The sequence below is a fragment of the Allostreptomyces psammosilenae genome, assembly GCF_013407765.1.
Classification (GTDB): domain Bacteria; phylum Actinomycetota; class Actinomycetes; order Streptomycetales; family Streptomycetaceae; genus Allostreptomyces; species Allostreptomyces psammosilenae.
On record NZ_JACBZD010000002.1, the window covers coordinates 1185237 to 1200000 of the forward strand.

At 73.6% G+C, this 14764-nt stretch carries 13 protein-coding genes; 10 read left to right on the forward strand and 3 right to left on the reverse strand.

The window, feature by feature from the left end; all coding sequences use genetic code 11:
• Positions 1–293 precede the first annotated feature (293 nt).
• The 6 genes from eccD (at position 294) to FHU37_RS27210 (ending at position 7712) form a co-directional block, all read left to right on the forward strand.
• Complete coding sequence (gene eccD / locus FHU37_RS27185; RefSeq protein WP_179817264.1) at positions 294–1721, forward strand: type VII secretion integral membrane protein EccD; 1428 nt, start codon at positions 294–296, stop codon at positions 1719–1721.
• A 165-nt stretch (positions 1722–1886) separates the two neighbouring features.
• Entirely contained in the window at positions 1887–2174 is a 288-nt protein-coding gene (rpsO, locus tag FHU37_RS27190) for a 30S ribosomal protein S15 (protein WP_179817265.1), read from the forward strand.
• Between the two features lie 353 nt (positions 2175–2527).
• Positions 2528–4732: a polyribonucleotide nucleotidyltransferase gene (locus tag FHU37_RS27195; protein WP_312892885.1), complete on the forward strand. Its 2205-nt coding sequence runs from the start codon at positions 2528–2530 to the stop codon at positions 4730–4732.
• Positions 4729–6168 carry a M16 family metallopeptidase gene (locus FHU37_RS27200; protein ID WP_312892886.1) on the forward strand — a complete coding sequence of 480 codons (1440 nt, stop codon included), beginning with the start codon at positions 4729–4731 and terminating at the stop codon, positions 6166–6168. The genes FHU37_RS27195 and FHU37_RS27200 overlap by 4 nt, the downstream gene beginning before the upstream one ends.
• Positions 6169–6359: 191 nt before the next feature.
• Positions 6360–7112: a 4-hydroxy-tetrahydrodipicolinate reductase gene (gene dapB / locus FHU37_RS27205; protein WP_179817266.1), complete on the forward strand. Its 753-nt coding sequence runs from the start codon at positions 6360–6362 to the stop codon at positions 7110–7112.
• An 84-nt stretch (positions 7113–7196) separates the two neighbouring features.
• A complete protein-coding gene (locus FHU37_RS27210) occupies positions 7197–7712 on the forward strand; it encodes a tetratricopeptide repeat protein (protein WP_312892887.1) in 516 nt (171 codons plus the stop codon).
• Between the two features lie 129 nt (positions 7713–7841).
• Here the strand turns inward: FHU37_RS27210 and FHU37_RS27215 are convergent, their stop codons facing one another.
• Both FHU37_RS27215 and FHU37_RS27220 read right to left on the reverse strand, forming a co-directional pair.
• The gene (locus tag FHU37_RS27215) at positions 7842–8360 is read right to left on the reverse strand and encodes an SCO5741 family PH domain-containing membrane protein (RefSeq protein ID WP_179817267.1); all 519 of its coding nucleotides are present in this window, start codon (positions 8358–8360) and stop codon (positions 7842–7844) included.
• A gap of 92 nt (positions 8361–8452) precedes the next feature.
• Positions 8453–9142 carry a GNAT family N-acetyltransferase gene (locus FHU37_RS27220; RefSeq protein ID WP_179817268.1) on the reverse strand — a complete coding sequence of 230 codons (690 nt, stop codon included), beginning with the start codon at positions 9140–9142 and terminating at the stop codon, positions 8453–8455.
• A 233-nt stretch (positions 9143–9375) separates the two neighbouring features.
• Here FHU37_RS27220 and FHU37_RS27225 point away from each other — a divergent pair, with 233 nt between their 5' ends.
• Complete coding sequence (locus FHU37_RS27225) at positions 9376–10221, forward strand: hypothetical protein (RefSeq protein ID WP_179817269.1); 846 nt, start codon at positions 9376–9378, stop codon at positions 10219–10221.
• Here the strand turns inward: FHU37_RS27225 and FHU37_RS27230 are convergent.
• On the reverse strand, positions 10211–10507 hold the full coding sequence (locus FHU37_RS27230; RefSeq protein ID WP_179817270.1) for a hypothetical protein: 297 nt from the start codon (positions 10505–10507) through the stop codon (positions 10211–10213). The two genes, FHU37_RS27225 and FHU37_RS27230, sit on opposite strands and share 11 nt — an antisense overlap.
• 334 nt (positions 10508–10841) lie before the next feature.
• On the opposite strand from FHU37_RS27230, the gene thyX reads away from it, so the two are divergent.
• The 3 genes from thyX to FHU37_RS27245 all read left to right on the forward strand — a co-directional run bounded on the left by thyX (position 10842) and on the right by FHU37_RS27245 (position 14761).
• Positions 10842–11627: an FAD-dependent thymidylate synthase gene (thyX, locus tag FHU37_RS27235; RefSeq protein ID WP_179817271.1), complete on the forward strand. Its 786-nt coding sequence runs from the start codon at positions 10842–10844 to the stop codon at positions 11625–11627.
• Between the two features lie 250 nt (positions 11628–11877).
• Complete coding sequence (gene dapA, locus FHU37_RS27240) at positions 11878–12777, forward strand: 4-hydroxy-tetrahydrodipicolinate synthase (RefSeq protein WP_179817272.1); 900 nt, start codon at positions 11878–11880, stop codon at positions 12775–12777.
• A 298-nt stretch (positions 12778–13075) separates the two neighbouring features.
• On the forward strand, positions 13076–14761 hold the full coding sequence (locus tag FHU37_RS27245; RefSeq protein WP_179817273.1) for a ribonuclease J: 1686 nt from the start codon (positions 13076–13078) through the stop codon (positions 14759–14761).
• The last annotated feature ends 3 nt before the right edge of the window (positions 14762–14764 follow it).

The following is a 14764-nucleotide window of genomic DNA, read 5'->3' on the forward strand; positions in this document are numbered from 1 at the left end:
CGACGCACCGTGACGACCGCCCGGCAGGGCACGGAGTGACGACTCGGTGACACCCGGGGAACCGACGTCGGCTCCCTGGGGGTCCGTGAGGGCGGGCAACCCCTAGGATGCGACGGATCGGACACTCCCCCCTCGCCCGCCCGAGGGCGGGGGGCGTCGCCCAGCCGTCAGGCCGCGGGCGGGGGCCGCCCCCGCCCTCCCTCCTCCTCGCTCTCCCTCCCCGCTCCGTCCGAGGAGGGGGCGCACGCTGGGGAGGGGCCCACGCAACAGCACCCAGCACAACAGGGGGAGAGTTGAGCAGTACTTCGACGGGCTACTGCCGTGTCACGGTCGTCGCGCCGGACAGCCGGGTGGACGTCGCCCTGCCAGAGGACCTACCGCTGGCCCACATCTACCCGGAGGTGCTGCGCCTGGCCGGGCAGAGCCAGGACGAGCACGAGCCGACCGGGTTCACCCTGGTGCGCTCCGGCGGCGAGGTGCTGGACCCGAGCCAGTCGCTGATCGCGCAGCAGGTGCGCGACGGGGAGCAGTTGACGCTGCGCCCGCTGGCCCAGTCGCTGCCGCCGGCGGTCTACGACGACGTCGCCGACGCGGTGGCGCGCGCGGTCGAGGACGACCGCCGGATGTGGAACCCGCGGTGGATGCGGGCCTCCGGACTCTTCGGCGGCGCACTGCTCTTCTACCTGGTCGCCTTCGTGCTGTTCATGTCGCAGCCGCTCACCAACGACCTGAACGGCCTGCCGGCGATCGTCGGCGGCGTGCTGGCGCTGGTGCTCACCGCCTTCGCCGGCGTGCGCGCCCGGATCTACCAGGACACCGGGACGGCCGTGGCGATGGGCGTGGCCGCGCTGCCGCACGCCCTGCTCGGCGGCGCCGGCATCCTGGCCCCCGACCCGGGCCAGGGCCTGGGCCGGCTGCAGCTGCTGATGGGCTGCGTCGCCCTGATGGTGGTGGCCATCCTGCTGGTCACCCTGGTGCCGCGGGCCGCCTCGCCGTTCGTCGCCGCCTCGCTGCTGGGCATCGCCGGGACCCTGGGCAGCTTCGCCGCCATCCTCACCGGCCAGGGCGCCGCGGAGGTCGCCGCGGTCGGTGCCGTGGTCGCCATCGCCCTGGTGGCCTTCCTGCCCGGCCTGTCGGCCCGGTTCGCCCGGCTGCCGATCGGCTTCCAGCCCCCGGAGACCCAGGCCGGCGGCAGCGCCCCGGACATCGAGCCGGTGGACTTCTCCCGGATCGAGCAGCAGGCCCGGCAGGGCCACGAGGTGCTGCTCGGCCTGGTCGGCGGCTGCGCTGCGGTGGTCGTGGGCACCGCCACCACGCTGGGCTTCACCGAGAACAACTGGGCCCGGCTGCTCGCCCTGCTGGTGGGCCTGGCGGCGATGATGCGGGCGCGACTGTTCCGCTACAGCACCCAGGTCGTGTGCCTGTTGGTGGCCGGCATCGCCGCGCTGGTGCTGCTGGTGGTGGGCATGCTGCTCAACCCGCCGATCGAGGTGCTGATGTCCTCCTCGGACGCCGACCTGCGCACCATCTGGATGAGCGCGGCGGTGGCCGCGGGCGCCGCCATCGTGGTCGCGGTCGGGCTGGTCGTGCCGCGGGCCGGCGTCTCCCCGTTCTGGGGTCGCGTCATGGACCTCAGCGAGGGCCTGGTGCTGCTGTCGCTGGTGCCAGTCTGCCTGGCCGTGCTGGACGTCTACGCCACGGTGCGCGGGCTGACGTCCTGACGCCTCGCGTACGGACCGGTAGGGCGCGACTGGTAAGGTTGACGGGTCGGTCCTGCTGCCGCCCAACGGGCGCGGCGGGCCGGCGGTCCGGCGGAGCGCGGCATCCGACAGCCCCTGTGAGGAAGACCGGGGGCGGCCCGTTCCCCGTCACCCCTAAGGAGCACAGTGTCCCTCGACGCTGCCACCAAGAAGCAGATCATGGCCGAGTTCGCCACCAAGGAGGGCGACACCGGCTCCCCCGAGGTCCAGGTGGCGATGCTCACCCGCCGGATCACCGACCTCACCGAGCACCTCAAGACCCACAAGCACGACCACCACAGCCGCCGTGGTCTGCTGCTGCTGGTCGGCCAGCGCCGCCGGCTGCTGCAGTACCTGGCCAAGAAGGACATCGAGCGCTTCCGCTCGCTCGTCGAGCGCCTCGGCATCCGCCGCGGCGCGGCGGGCGCCCGCTGAGGCCATGAGATGAGGGAGCGGTCCCCGCGCACGGGGACCGCTCCTTCGTCGTAGGAGCGGCCGCCGACGACATGGCCGCGGCCGTGTGGGCGCGTAGGCTGGCCCCTGAAGGGGCACAGCACGACGCGAACCCCCGAGCACGACCCAGCACCACGAAACGAACCGACGGAGCGTTCCGACGCACGACCGTTCCGGCCCGAAGGAGGCGCCGGTCCTCGGTAGTGGTCGCCGAGGTGTGGACGGCGAGAAGCCGACCGCCCCCGCCGACTTCGATCGAAGACCGGCCCGGCCTTGACCGGAACGGCGACGTCCTCGGGGCGCCCACCACGTTCCGAACAAGGAGAAACCCCTTGGTGGACACCACCGAATCCGTGTACACGACCGAAGCCGTCATCGACAACGGTTCCTTCGGCTCCCGCACCATCCGCTTCGAGACCGGCCGACTGGCCCGCCAGGCCGCCGGCTCCGCCGTCGCCTACCTCGACGACGAGACGATGGTGCTCTCCGCGACGACCGCCTCCAAGAGCCCCAAGGAGCAGCTGGACTTCTTCCCGCTGACCGTGGACGTCGAGGAGCGGATGTACGCCGCCGGGCGCATCCCCGGCTCGTTCTTCCGGCGTGAGGGCCGCCCCTCCGAGGACGCCATCCTCACCTGCCGGCTCATCGACCGCCCGCTGCGCCCGTCCTTCACCAAGGGTCTGCGCAACGAGGTGCAGGTGGTCGCCACCATCATGGCGCTCCACCCCGACCACCTGTACGACGTGGTCGCGATCAACGCCGCCTCCGCCTCCACCCAGCTGGCCGGCCTGCCGTTCTCCGGCCCGATCGGCGGCGTCCGGGTCGCGCTGATCGACGGCCAGTGGGTGGCCTTCCCCACCCACTCCGAGCTGGAGCGCGCCGTCTTCGACATGGTCGTGGCCGGCCGGACGCTGCCGGACGGCGACGTGGCGATCATGATGGTGGAGGCCGAGGCCACCACCGGCACGGTCGAGCTGGTCGCCGGCGGCGCCACCGCCCCGACCGAGGAGGTCGTCGCCGAGGGCCTGGAGGCCTCCAAGCCCTTCATCAAGGTGCTGTGCAAGGCGCAGGCCGACCTCGCCGCCAGCGCGGCCAAGGAGACCCGCGAGTTCCCGATCTTCCTGGACTACCAGGACGACGTGCTCCAGGCGCTGACCGCCGCCGTCTCCGACGAGCTGGCCGCCGCCCTCACCATCGGCGCCAAGCAGGAGCGCGAGGCCGAGCTCGACCGGGTCAAGGCGCTCGCCGCGGAGAAGCTGCTCCCGCAGTTCGAGGGCCGCGAGAAGGAGATCTCCGGCGCCTACCGCGCGCTCACCAAGAAGCTGGTGCGCGAGCGGATCATCCGCGACCAGGTCCGCATCGACGGCCGCGGCGTCACCGACATCCGCACCCTGGCCGCCGAGGTCGAGGTCGTCCCCCGGGTGCACGGCTCGGCGCTGTTCGAGCGCGGTGAGACCCAGATCCTGGGCATCACCACCCTCAACATGCTCCGCATGGAGCAGCAGCTCGACACGCTCTCGCCCGAGACGCGCAAGCGCTACATGCACAACTACAACTTCCCGCCGTACTCCACCGGCGAGACCGGCCGGGTCGGCTCCCCCAAGCGCCGCGAGATCGGCCACGGCGCCCTCGCCGAGCGCGCCCTGCTGCCCGTCCTGCCCACCCGCGAGGAGTTCCCCTACGCGATCCGGCAGGTCTCCGAGGCGCTCGGCTCCAACGGCTCCACCTCGATGGGCTCGGTCTGCGCCTCCACCATGTCGCTGCTCAACGCCGGTGTGCCGCTGAAGGCCCCGGTCGCCGGCATCGCCATGGGCCTGATCTCCCAGGAGATCGACGGCCAGACGCACTACGTGACGCTGACCGACATCCTCGGTGCCGAGGACGCCTTCGGCGACATGGACTTCAAGGTCGCCGGCACCAAGGAGTTCGTCACCGCGCTGCAGCTCGACACCAAGCTCGACGGCATCCCGGCCTCCGTGCTGGCCGCCGCGCTGAAGCAGGCCCGGGAGGCCCGGCTGCACATCCTCGACGTGATGATGGAGGCCATCGACACGCCGGACGAGATGTCGCCGAACGCGCCGCGCATCATCACCGTCAAGATCCCGGTGGACAAGATCGGCGAGGTCATCGGCCCCAAGGGCAAGATGATCAACCAGATCCAGGAGGACACCGGCGCCGAGATCACGATCGAGGACGACGGCACCATCTACATCGGTGCCACGGACGGCCCCTCCGCGGAGGCCGCCCGCACCACGATCAACCAGATCGCCAACCCGACGATGCCCGAGGTCGGCGAGCGCTACCTGGGCACCGTCGTCAAGACGACCACCTTCGGCGCCTTCGTCTCCCTGCTCCCGGGCAAGGACGGCCTGCTGCACATCTCGCAGCTGCGCAAGCTCTCCGGCGGCAAGCGCGTGGAGAACGTCGAGGACGTCGTCAAGGTCGGCGACAAGGTCCAGGTCGAGATCGCCGAGATCGACCAGCGCGGCAAGCTGTCGCTCGTTCCGGTCACCGAGGACGAGGACGGCGCCGAGCAGTGAGCGAGGCAACCGGAGCAGCGGCGTCCGGCGCGGCGGCCCGTCCCCTGAACGGGGGGCGGGCCGCCGCCGGCCTCGGTGGCGCCGACGTCCCCGCCGTCGAGGTGGCCCCCGGCGTGCTGCGCAGCGTCCTCCCGGGAGGGCTGCGGGTCGTCACCCAGGCCGCCCACGACCTGCGTTCGGCCACCTTCGGCATCTGGGCCCGGGTCGGCTCGCGCGACGAGACCGCCGAGCTGAACGGTGCCACCCACTACCTGGAACACCTGCTGTTCAAGGGCACCGAGCGGCGCACCGCCCTGGACATCTCCGCCGCCGTCGACGCCGTCGGCGGGGAGATGAACGCCTTCACGGCGAAGGAGTACACCTGCTACTACGCGCGGGTGCTCGACGCCGACCTGCCGCTGGCCGTGGACGTCGTCTGCGACATGCTCACCTCCTCCCTGATCCGCGCCGAGGACCTCGACGCCGAGCGCGGCGTGATCCTGGAGGAGATCGCGATGACCGAGGACGACCCGGGCGACCTGGTCCACGACGTCTTCGCGGAGGCCGTCTTCGGCCCCACGGCACTCGGCCGCCCGGTGCTCGGCACCGAGGAGACCGTCGAGGCCCTCGACCGCGACCGGGTGGCGGAGTTCTACCGGCACTGGTACCGGCCGGAGAACCTGGTGGTCGCCGCCGCCGGCCGACTGGACCACCAGACGGTCGTCGCCGCCGTGCACGAAGCCTTCTCCCGCGCCGGCGCCCTCCCGGACAGCCCCGCCGACAGCCCGACCCCGCACATCCAGCCGGCTGACCCGGCCACCGGGCCGCACGCGGTCCGTCCCGCGGAGCCGGCCCATCCGGTGCGCCACGGGGCGTTCCAGGTGGTGCGGCGGGACACCGAGCAGGCGCACCTGGTGCTGGGCGTGCCCGGCCTCAGCCGGACCGACGACCGCCGCTGGGCGCTCGGCGTGCTCAACGCCGTCCTCGGCGGGGGGATGAGCTCCCGGCTGTTCCAGGAGGTCCGGGAGAAGCGCGGGCTGGCCTACTCGGTGTACTCCTTCACCTCCTCCTACGCCGACGCCGGCCTGTTCGGCGTCTACGCCGGCTGCCAGCCGGCCCGGGCCGCCGAGGTGCTGCGGATCTGCCGCGACGAGCTGCGGGCCGTCGCCGAGAAGGGCATCTCGGCGGAGGAGCTGCGCCGGGGCATCGGCCAGATCAGCGGCTCCACCGTGCTCGGCCTGGAGGACACCGGCGCGCTGATGAGCCGGATCGGCAAGAGCGAGCTGTGCTGGGGCAGCCACCTGACCGTCGACGAGGTGCTGGACAACATCGCCAGGGTCACCCCCGAGGAGGTCCACGCGATCGCCGCCGAGCTGCTCGCGGGCCCGCTGTCGCTCGCCGCGATCGGGCCGTTCGACGACGCGACCGAGGAGGGCCTGCGCGCCGTCCTCGGCTGACCCACGCCCGCCGCCGGCGGTGCCGCTGCCTCGACGGGCCGGCGCCGCCGGCGGCCGGCACGTCGAGGCGCCGCCCCGTCCGGGCGCGCGCCGGGCGGGGCCCGTACGATCCGCGTGGCCCCGCGGGGGCCACGCCCCGGACCACCACGCACCACCACGCACCACCACGCACCACCCGAGGAGACGAAGAGATGACCGCGTTGCGCGTCGCCGTGCTGGGCGCCAAGGGCCGGATGGGCAGCGAGGCGTGCAGGGCCGTCGCGGCGGCCGAGGACATGGAGCTGGTCGCGGCGCTGGGACGCGGTGACGACCTGGGCGCGCTGAGCGAGGCGGGCGCCGAGGTCGTCGTCGACCTGACCCGGCCCGACGCCGTCATGGAGAACCTGCGCTACGCCGTCACCCACGGCATGCACGCCGTCGTCGGCACCACCGGCTTCACCCCCGAACGCCTCCGGACGGTGCGTGACTGGCTGGCCGACGCGCCCTCCACGGGCGTGCTGATCGCCCCCAACTTCGGCCTGGGCGCGGTCCTCACCATGAAGTTCGGGCAGATCGCGGCCCGGTTCTTCGAGTCGGTGGAGATCGTCGAACTGCACCACCCGGACAAGCTCGACGCGCCCAGCGGCACCGCGGTGCGGACCGCGCAGCTGATCGCCGAGGCCCGCCGCGCGGCCGGGCTGCCGCCCGCGCCGGACGCCACCGCCTCCGCGCTCCCGGGCGCGCGCGGTGCGGACGTGGAGGGCGTGCCGGTGCACGCCGTGCGGCTGCGCGGCCTGGTGGCGCACGAGGAGGTGCTGTTCGGCGGGACGGGCGAGATGCTCACCATCCGGCACGACTCCTTCGACCGGGTCTCCTTCATGCCGGGGGTGCTGCTCGGGATCCGGCGGGTCGCCGGGCATCCTGGGCTGACCGTGGGGCTGGAGCACTTCCTCGACCTCGACTGAGGGCGAGGCCGCCCGTGGGGGCCGCGAGGGCCCGCGCGGGGCGACCGGCGGCGGACAACCGACGAGGGAAGGGACGGGAACGCGGTGAGGGGTAAGGGCGTCTTCCTGGTGCTGGCCGCCGTGCTGGTGTTCTACTTCGCGCTGGTCGGCAGCCGCGGGGTGATGCTGCTGCGGCACGGCACCCCGGTCACGGTGCTGCTCGGCGTGGCGGTGCTGGTGATGCCCGGCATCGGCGTCTGGTTCCTGTGGAAGACCTACCGCTTCGGGCAGCGCAGCGAGGCGCTGGTGCGCGAGCTGGCGGCGGAGGGCGGCCTGCCCTCGGACGACCTGCCGCGCACCCCCAGCGGCCGGGTGGAGCGGGCGGTGGCCGAGCGGATCTTCCTGGAGCGCAAGGCGGAGACCGAGGCGGCCCCGCAGGACTGGCGGACCTGGTTCCGCCTCGCCGTGGCCTACCGGGACGCCGGTGACACCCCCCGGGCCCGGCACGCCATGCAGCGCGCGATCCGGCTGCACGACGCGGCCGGCGCCGCCGGTGCCCCGGCGGGCGAGCGCGGCGGCCCGGACGCCGCGGGCCGCACGCGCGACGGCCGGGCCGCCTGACCTCCGCCCGGTCCTGCCGGACGGGCGGAGGCCGGGCGACCCGGCCGTGGCCGGGGCCGCTCGCGCGCCACTCCCCGGGAGTCCCGTCGGCGCCGCCGCGGCGGGCCGGGTTCCCGGTCGGCGGCACGCCTAGGGGGCGTGCCCGAGGCCGGCGGCGGCGCGCTCGCAGAGCACGTCCGCCGCGTCGGCGAAGGCGTCCGCCCGGCGCAGGAAGTCGGCCCCCTGGTCGGTCAGCACCGTGATGGTGCGGCGGCCGGAGCGGTGCACCAGGACGAGCGCCTGCCCGCGCACCCGGCGCGGCAGGCCCAGCAGCGGGACGGAGGCGTCCTCGACCCGCACGTCCACCAGGTCGGTCCAGCGCACGGTGGTGGTGCGCAGCAGGGCGACGCTGCGGACGCCCGCGCGGGACACCCAGACGCCGACCCGGAGCAGCCGCAGCCCGGCGGCCAGCAGCAGCACGGCCAGCACCAGCGGCAGGACCGGGCCGCTGCCCACCATGCCCAGCGTGAATCCGGCCACCAGCAGGTAGGAGGCCAGCACGCCGAGGAACGCCGCGCCGCCGACCCGCCAGGGGCCGGGGGCGTAGGGGCGGTTCCACTGGTCGTGCAGGAGGGTGCGCTGGGGCGCGGGGGGAAGGAGGGAAACCACGGAGTGAGTCACCACTTCTACGTCGGTCGGTCGCTCGATCGCCACTCCCGGACCAAGACATATGTGATCATCCGGCCGGTAGGATGATCACCCTAGCGCTCCGTCGACTCCTCGCGCGGAGCGGGCAGCACGGCCTCCGCGTCCGCGTAGCGCAGCTGGCGGATGCGCCGCCCGCCCATCCGGCTCACCTGCTCGTCGCCGGTGGGCCGCAGACCGTGCCGCCGGTAGAAGTGGCGGGCCCGGGTGTTCTCCTCCAGAACCCACAGGGTGCACACGTCCCGCCCGTCCCGCGCCATCAGCTCCCGGGCGGTCCGCAGCAGGTCGTCGCCGACGCCGCTGCCCCACACCGCGGGCACCGTCTGCAGGGACAGCACCTCGCCGATCCGCTCGGCCGGCAGCGGCAGCCTGGCCGACGGCGCCGTGGGCCGCGGCACGCCGGCGACCACCAGGCCCACCAGCCGGCCGTCCAGCTCCGCCACCAGCCGGTGCCGGCCCGGATGGCCGGTGCGGAACTCGCGCACCGCCCGGGCCAGGGACTCCTCGTCGGGGATCACCGCGTCCAGGTAGGCCGGCGGCAGGATGCCGCCGTACGCGCCCCGCCAGGCGTCGTGCCGGACGTGCAGCGCCTGCTCCACGTCGGCCTCCACCATGGGGCGGACGGTGTGTGCCCGGCGCTCCCACGGCCCGGCCGCGGCCGGCTGGTCGGTCGCGGTGGCGCACGGGACCCGCTGCCCGCCGCCCGCGACGGTGGGGCCGCCCGGCTGGCGGTGGATGGTCTCCATCGTTACCCCTCCCCCTGTCCTCTCTCCTCGTTGCTGACGCACTCCATGGCCTCCCCACCGGCGCTGCTACCCCCGTTCGCCCCCGCGTGACGCGGAGCCGGGCAGCGACGTTCCCGCCTGCCGTCGGCGGGGTGATCGGGGCATGATGCCGCACGAGGATGTCGGCCAGCGGTCGCCGTCGAAGACCGCGTGGTAAGACTTCGGGCACACAGGAGCGTCGTAGGGGAGTGGGCATGGCGCAGCACATGGCGCGGGGCTCCGCCACCGGGCCGCGGGAGCCGGGCGAGGACCTCGGCGGCGCCCTTCCGGAGTGGCTGCGCGAGGACGACCCGGAGGGCGCCGAGGGGCGCGAGCCGCTGTGGCGCAGGGTGGTGCGCGGGGCTGTTGCCTGCGCTGTTTCCCTCTGGCTGCTCGTCCAGGTGGTCGGCTTCGTGGAGAACGGGGGCCTGGAGCCGGCGGTGGGCAGCCCACCGGTGGCCGCGCCGCCTGCCCTCCCCACGGGTGAGCCGCCGGCGCCCGCGGACGGGGGACCGGCCGGCGCGGAATCCGGCGGTCAGGCGGAACCGGAAGCTCCGCAAGCCGGTGGGGATCCGTCCGCGGCACCCCCCGATCCGGTGGGCGGCGCGGCGGGCCCGGAGCCCTCGTCCCCCGCCCCGGGGGGCGGCGCCGACGGCCTCTCCCGGGAGACGGCCGTACCGGTGGGGACGGAGGTCGCGGTGCCGGGGACCGGGCTGGTGGTCACCGCGCAGCCCGCCGGCATCGGCTCGATCGGGACCGGCGACGGCGGCTCGGTGCCGACCGTCTCGGTGCGCGTGCTGCTGGTGAACGAGGGCGGCGGCACCGTCGACATCTCCTCGTCCTACGTCCGGGCGATGGCCGAGTGGCAGGACGGCGGCGGCGACCTCACCCGGCTGAGCACCCGGCCGGGCGGCTCCCTGGGACCGGGCGGGAGCACCGTCCTGGAGTACGAGTTCGAGACGGCCGGGGAGCCCGGCGGACGCTACTGGATCAGCGTCGCCCCGTCGTTCGGAGCCGACACCGTCTACTTCACCGGCCTGCTCGACCCGACTACGGGCTGAGCCGCCCGTCGTCGACCTGCCCGGTCAGCTGCCCGGTGACATCGGTGACGTCGCTGACGTCGACCTCGGAGGAGTTGGCCGCCGGCTCGGACGGCCGGGTCAGCGCGGGGCGGGCCAGCAACACCGACCCCACGAGCCCGCACACGATCACCAGCGCGAACCCCACCTGTCCCAGAACCCTCAGGACGTCCCGGAAGCCCCTGCCGGCACCTCCGGAGGCGGAGGCACCGGTGGTACCCGTGGCACCGGTGGGCGGCTCCGCCCCGCCCTGGTCACGACCGTTCATCGCTCCTCGCCACCTCCCGCCACGACGTGCGTCCGCTGTGCCGTCGGCATCCTCCCCGGCGAGAGGTCCAACGACACCCCCGGTCCATTTGTGCCCGGAATGGCTCCCTATGCGCGTGCCGTCCATCACACGCCGGGGCCCTCCCCGGCCGGCCCCGGCGCCCCGCATCCGGCCCCGGGAGGCGGCGTTGACCAGCGGCGGTGCCTCCCGCCGGGCCTGATCCCACGCGCCGCCCGGCCGCCCGCCCCGGCGCCGCGTGCGACACTTTCCGGTCGGGACGCCGCTGCCGCCCCCATCCCGCCGAAGCCCACCACGACACCGCAGGACGGAAGCCTTGAAGCAGGTCCAGCCGCAGGTCCACCTGATCGCCCGCCCCGAGCTCGACTACGACGAGGTCGCGGCCTACCTGCACGAGGTCGGCGGGGAGGGCTGGCTGGAGCGCCTGGACCGCGGGCAGCTCGACGACGCGCAGAACCTCGCCGAGTTCGCCGGCCGGATCTGCTACCGCTCCTGGGAACCGGGCCTGAACCCCAACGTCACCCGGGTGCGCACCGACCAGACCGCCTACCTGCGCAACATCCTCGCCAGCGCGCACGGCTCGGTGCTGGAGCACCTCAACTTCAGCTTCGTGCTGCACAACGTCAGCCGGGTGGCCACCCATGAGCTGGTCCGGCACCGGGTGGGCGTGGCCATCTCGCAGGAGTCGCTGCGCTTCGTGCGCCTGGACGACCTGCCGTTCTGGTTCCCGGAGTGGGCCCGGCAGGACGAGGAGCTGATGGAGCGGGCCCAGGAGCTGCTCGCCCGCATGGAGGAGTTCCAGGGCTGGATGGCGGGCCACTTCGGCCTGGACGACGAGGGCGTGCCGTTCAAGGAGAAGAAGCACAAGACCAGCTTCATGCGGCGGTTCGCCCCCGAGGGCGTGGCCACCGGCCTGGTCTGGACGGCCAACGTGCGCACGCTGCGTCACGTCATCGAGAACCGCACCGCGCCCGGCGCGGAGGAGGAGATCCGACTGCTGTTCGGTCTGGTCGGCGACCTCATGGTCAAGGAGGCACCGGCGCTCTTCGGCGACTACACCGTCGAGGACGGCGCCTGGATCCCGGGGTGGCGCAAGGTCTGAGGGCCGCCACCCGGGGCCCCGCCCCGCCCCTCACCAGCACGGATCACCTTCTGTCCGATTTGCGGGAAAAATACCAACTCGCTTACGGTGGGGTCCTGGACCCCGGTACCGCTTGGACCCCCGAGCAGGCGGCACCGGGGTCCTCGCGTTCCCCCCGCCGCCCCCTCGCGCCCCCGGTCGGCCCCCGCACGCCGCCCGCCACGCCATCCTGCGCGCCGCGCCCGGCCCACGGCCAGGTAGCGTTGTGTACATGGCTCCGACCTCCACACCTGAGACCCCCTTCGGGCGGGTCCTTACCGCGATGGTCACGCCGTTCACCCGGGACGGCGCACTCGACCTCGACGGCGCGCAGCGCCTCGCGGCCCACCTGGTGGCCGCCGGCAACGACGGCCTGGTCGTCAACGGCACGACCGGCGAGTCGCCGACCACCAGCGACGTGGAGAAAGAGCAGCTCGTACGGGCCGTCCTGGAGGCCGTGGGCGACCGCGCGTTCGTCGTCGCCGGAGTCGGCACCAACGCCACCGCGCACACCGTCGAACTTGCCCGCTCGGCCGAGCGCGCCGGGGCGCACGGGCTGCTGGTCGTCAGCCCCTACTACAACAAGCCCCCGCAGGAGGGGCTCTACCAGCACTTCGTCTCCGTCGCCGACGCCACCGGCCTGCCGGTGATGCTCTACGACATCCCCGGCCGCACCGGCGTGCCCATCCGCACCGAGACGATCGTCCGGCTGGCCGAGCACCCCCGCATCGTCGCCAACAAGGACGCCAAGGGCGACCTCGGCCGGGCCAGCTGGGCCATCGCCCAGTCCGGCCTCGCCTGGTACTCCGGCGACGACATGCTCAACCTGCCGCTGCTCTCCATCGGAGCCGTCGGCTGCGTGAGCGTCGCCGCCCACGTCGTCGCCCCCGAGATCCGCGACATGATCCAGGCGTTCCTGACCGGCAACGTCGTCAAGGCGTGCGAGATCCACCAGAGCCTGCTGCCGGTCTACGCCGGCATCTTCCGCACCCAGGGCGTGATCACCTCCAAGGCCGCCCTCGCCCTCCAGGGCCTGCCCGCGGGCCCCGTGCGGCTGCCCCTGGTGGACGCCACCGACGCCGAGATCGCCCAGCTGAGGAGCGATCTCGCCGCCGGCGGGGTACACCTGTAGGAGACAACCCTTCCCGTGGCCGGCGCGGCGGGCGCGACCGGACCGGCGCGGCGACCAGCGAGGTCGCGGCGCCGCGGCGGCGCCCACCCCGGCCACGGGAACCACAGACGCTGGGTGCACCGAGCACCCGAACCCGGACGACGCGTCCCGCGCGACGCACGCCGCCCGGGGCCGACCGAACCCACCGGGGGTTCCGGTCGGGCGAATCCCGCACGACCCTGTACGCGAACCGCACACGGACTTCACACGCGCCATGTGTCCAGACGGGGCACATGGCGCGTGTGGTGAGGAGAACCTTTTGAGCCACCCGCATCCCGACCTCCGCGCCCCCGGACCGCTCCCCGAAGGCGGCCTGCGCGTCACCCCGCTCGGCGGCCTCGGCGAGATCGGCCGCAACATGACCGTCTTCGAGTACGGCGGCCGGCTGCTCATCGTCGACTGCGGCGTCCTCTTCCCCGAGGAGGAACAGCCCGGCGTCGACCTCATCCTCCCGGACTTCACCTCCATCCGGGACCGCCTCGACGACATCGACGGCATCGTCCTCACCCACGGCCACGAGGACCACATCGGCGGCGTGCCCTACCTCCTCCGGGAGAAGGCCGACATCCCGCTGATCGGCTCCAAGCTCACCCTGGCCCTGGTGGAGGCCAAGCTCGCCGAGCACCGCATCCGCCCGTACACCCTGGAGGTCACCGAGGGGCAGCGGGAGCGGATCGGCCCCTTCGACTGCGAGTTCGTCGCGGTCAACCACTCCATTCCGGACGCCCTCGCGGTCGCGCTGCGCACCCCTGCCGGCATGGTGGTGCACACCGGCGACTTCAAGATGGACCAGCTCCCGCTGGACGGCCGCCTCACCGACCTGCCGGCCTTCGCCCGCCTCGGCGAGGAGGGCATCGACCTGCTGCTGTGCGACTCCACCAACGCCGAGGTGCCCGGCTTCATCGCCCCCGAGCGGGACATCACCCCCGTGCTGCGCCAGGTCTTCAGCAAGGCGGAGCGCCGGATCATCGTGGCCAGCTTCGCCAGTCACGTGCACCGCATCCAGCAGGTCCTCGACACTGCCCAGGAGTTCGGCCGCCGGGTCGCCTTCGTCGGCAGGTCGATGGTCCGCAACATGGGCATCGCCCGCGACCTGGGCTACCTGCGGGTGCCGGGCGGGTTGGTGGTGGACGTCAAGGCGCTCGACGACCTGCCCGACGAGGACGTCGTCCTGATCTGCACCGGCTCCCAGGGCGAGCCGATGGCGGCGCTGTCCCGGATGGCCAACCGGGACCACCAGATCCGCATCGTCGAGGGCGACACCGTGGTCCTCGCCTCCTCGCTCATCCCGGGCAACGAGGCCGCCGTCTACCGGGTGATCAACGGACTCACCCGGTGGGGTGCCAACGTCGTCCACAAGGGCAACGCCAAGGTGCACGTCTCCGGCCACGCCTCCGCCGGCGAGCTGCTGTACTTCTTCAACATCTGCAAGCCGCGCAACCTGATGCCGGTGCACGGGGAGTGGCGCCACCTGCGGGCCGTCTCCGAGCTCGGGCAGCTGACCGGCGTGCCCAAGGAGCGGATCGTGCTCGCCGAGGACGGCGTGGCCGTCGACCTGGTCGACGGCGTGGCACGGGTGGCCGGCAAGGTTCAGGCCGGCTACGTGTACGTCGACGGGCTGAGCGTCGGCGATGTCACCGAGACCTCGCTGAAGGACCGCCGCATCCTCGGAGACGAGGGCATCGTCTCCGTCTTCGTGGTGGTGGACGCCACCAGCGGCAAGGTGGTGGGCGGACCGCACATCCAGGCCCGCGGCTCCGGCATCGACGACGCGGCGTTCGGCGCCGTCGTCCCCAAGGTGGAGGAGGCGCTGGCCCGCGCCCTCCAGGACGGCGTGGCCGAGACCCACCAGCTCCAGCAGCTGGTGCGGCGCACGATCGGCCGGTGGGTGTCCGACACCTACCGCCGCCGCCCGATGATCCTCCCGGTCGTCGTGGAGGTCTGAGCA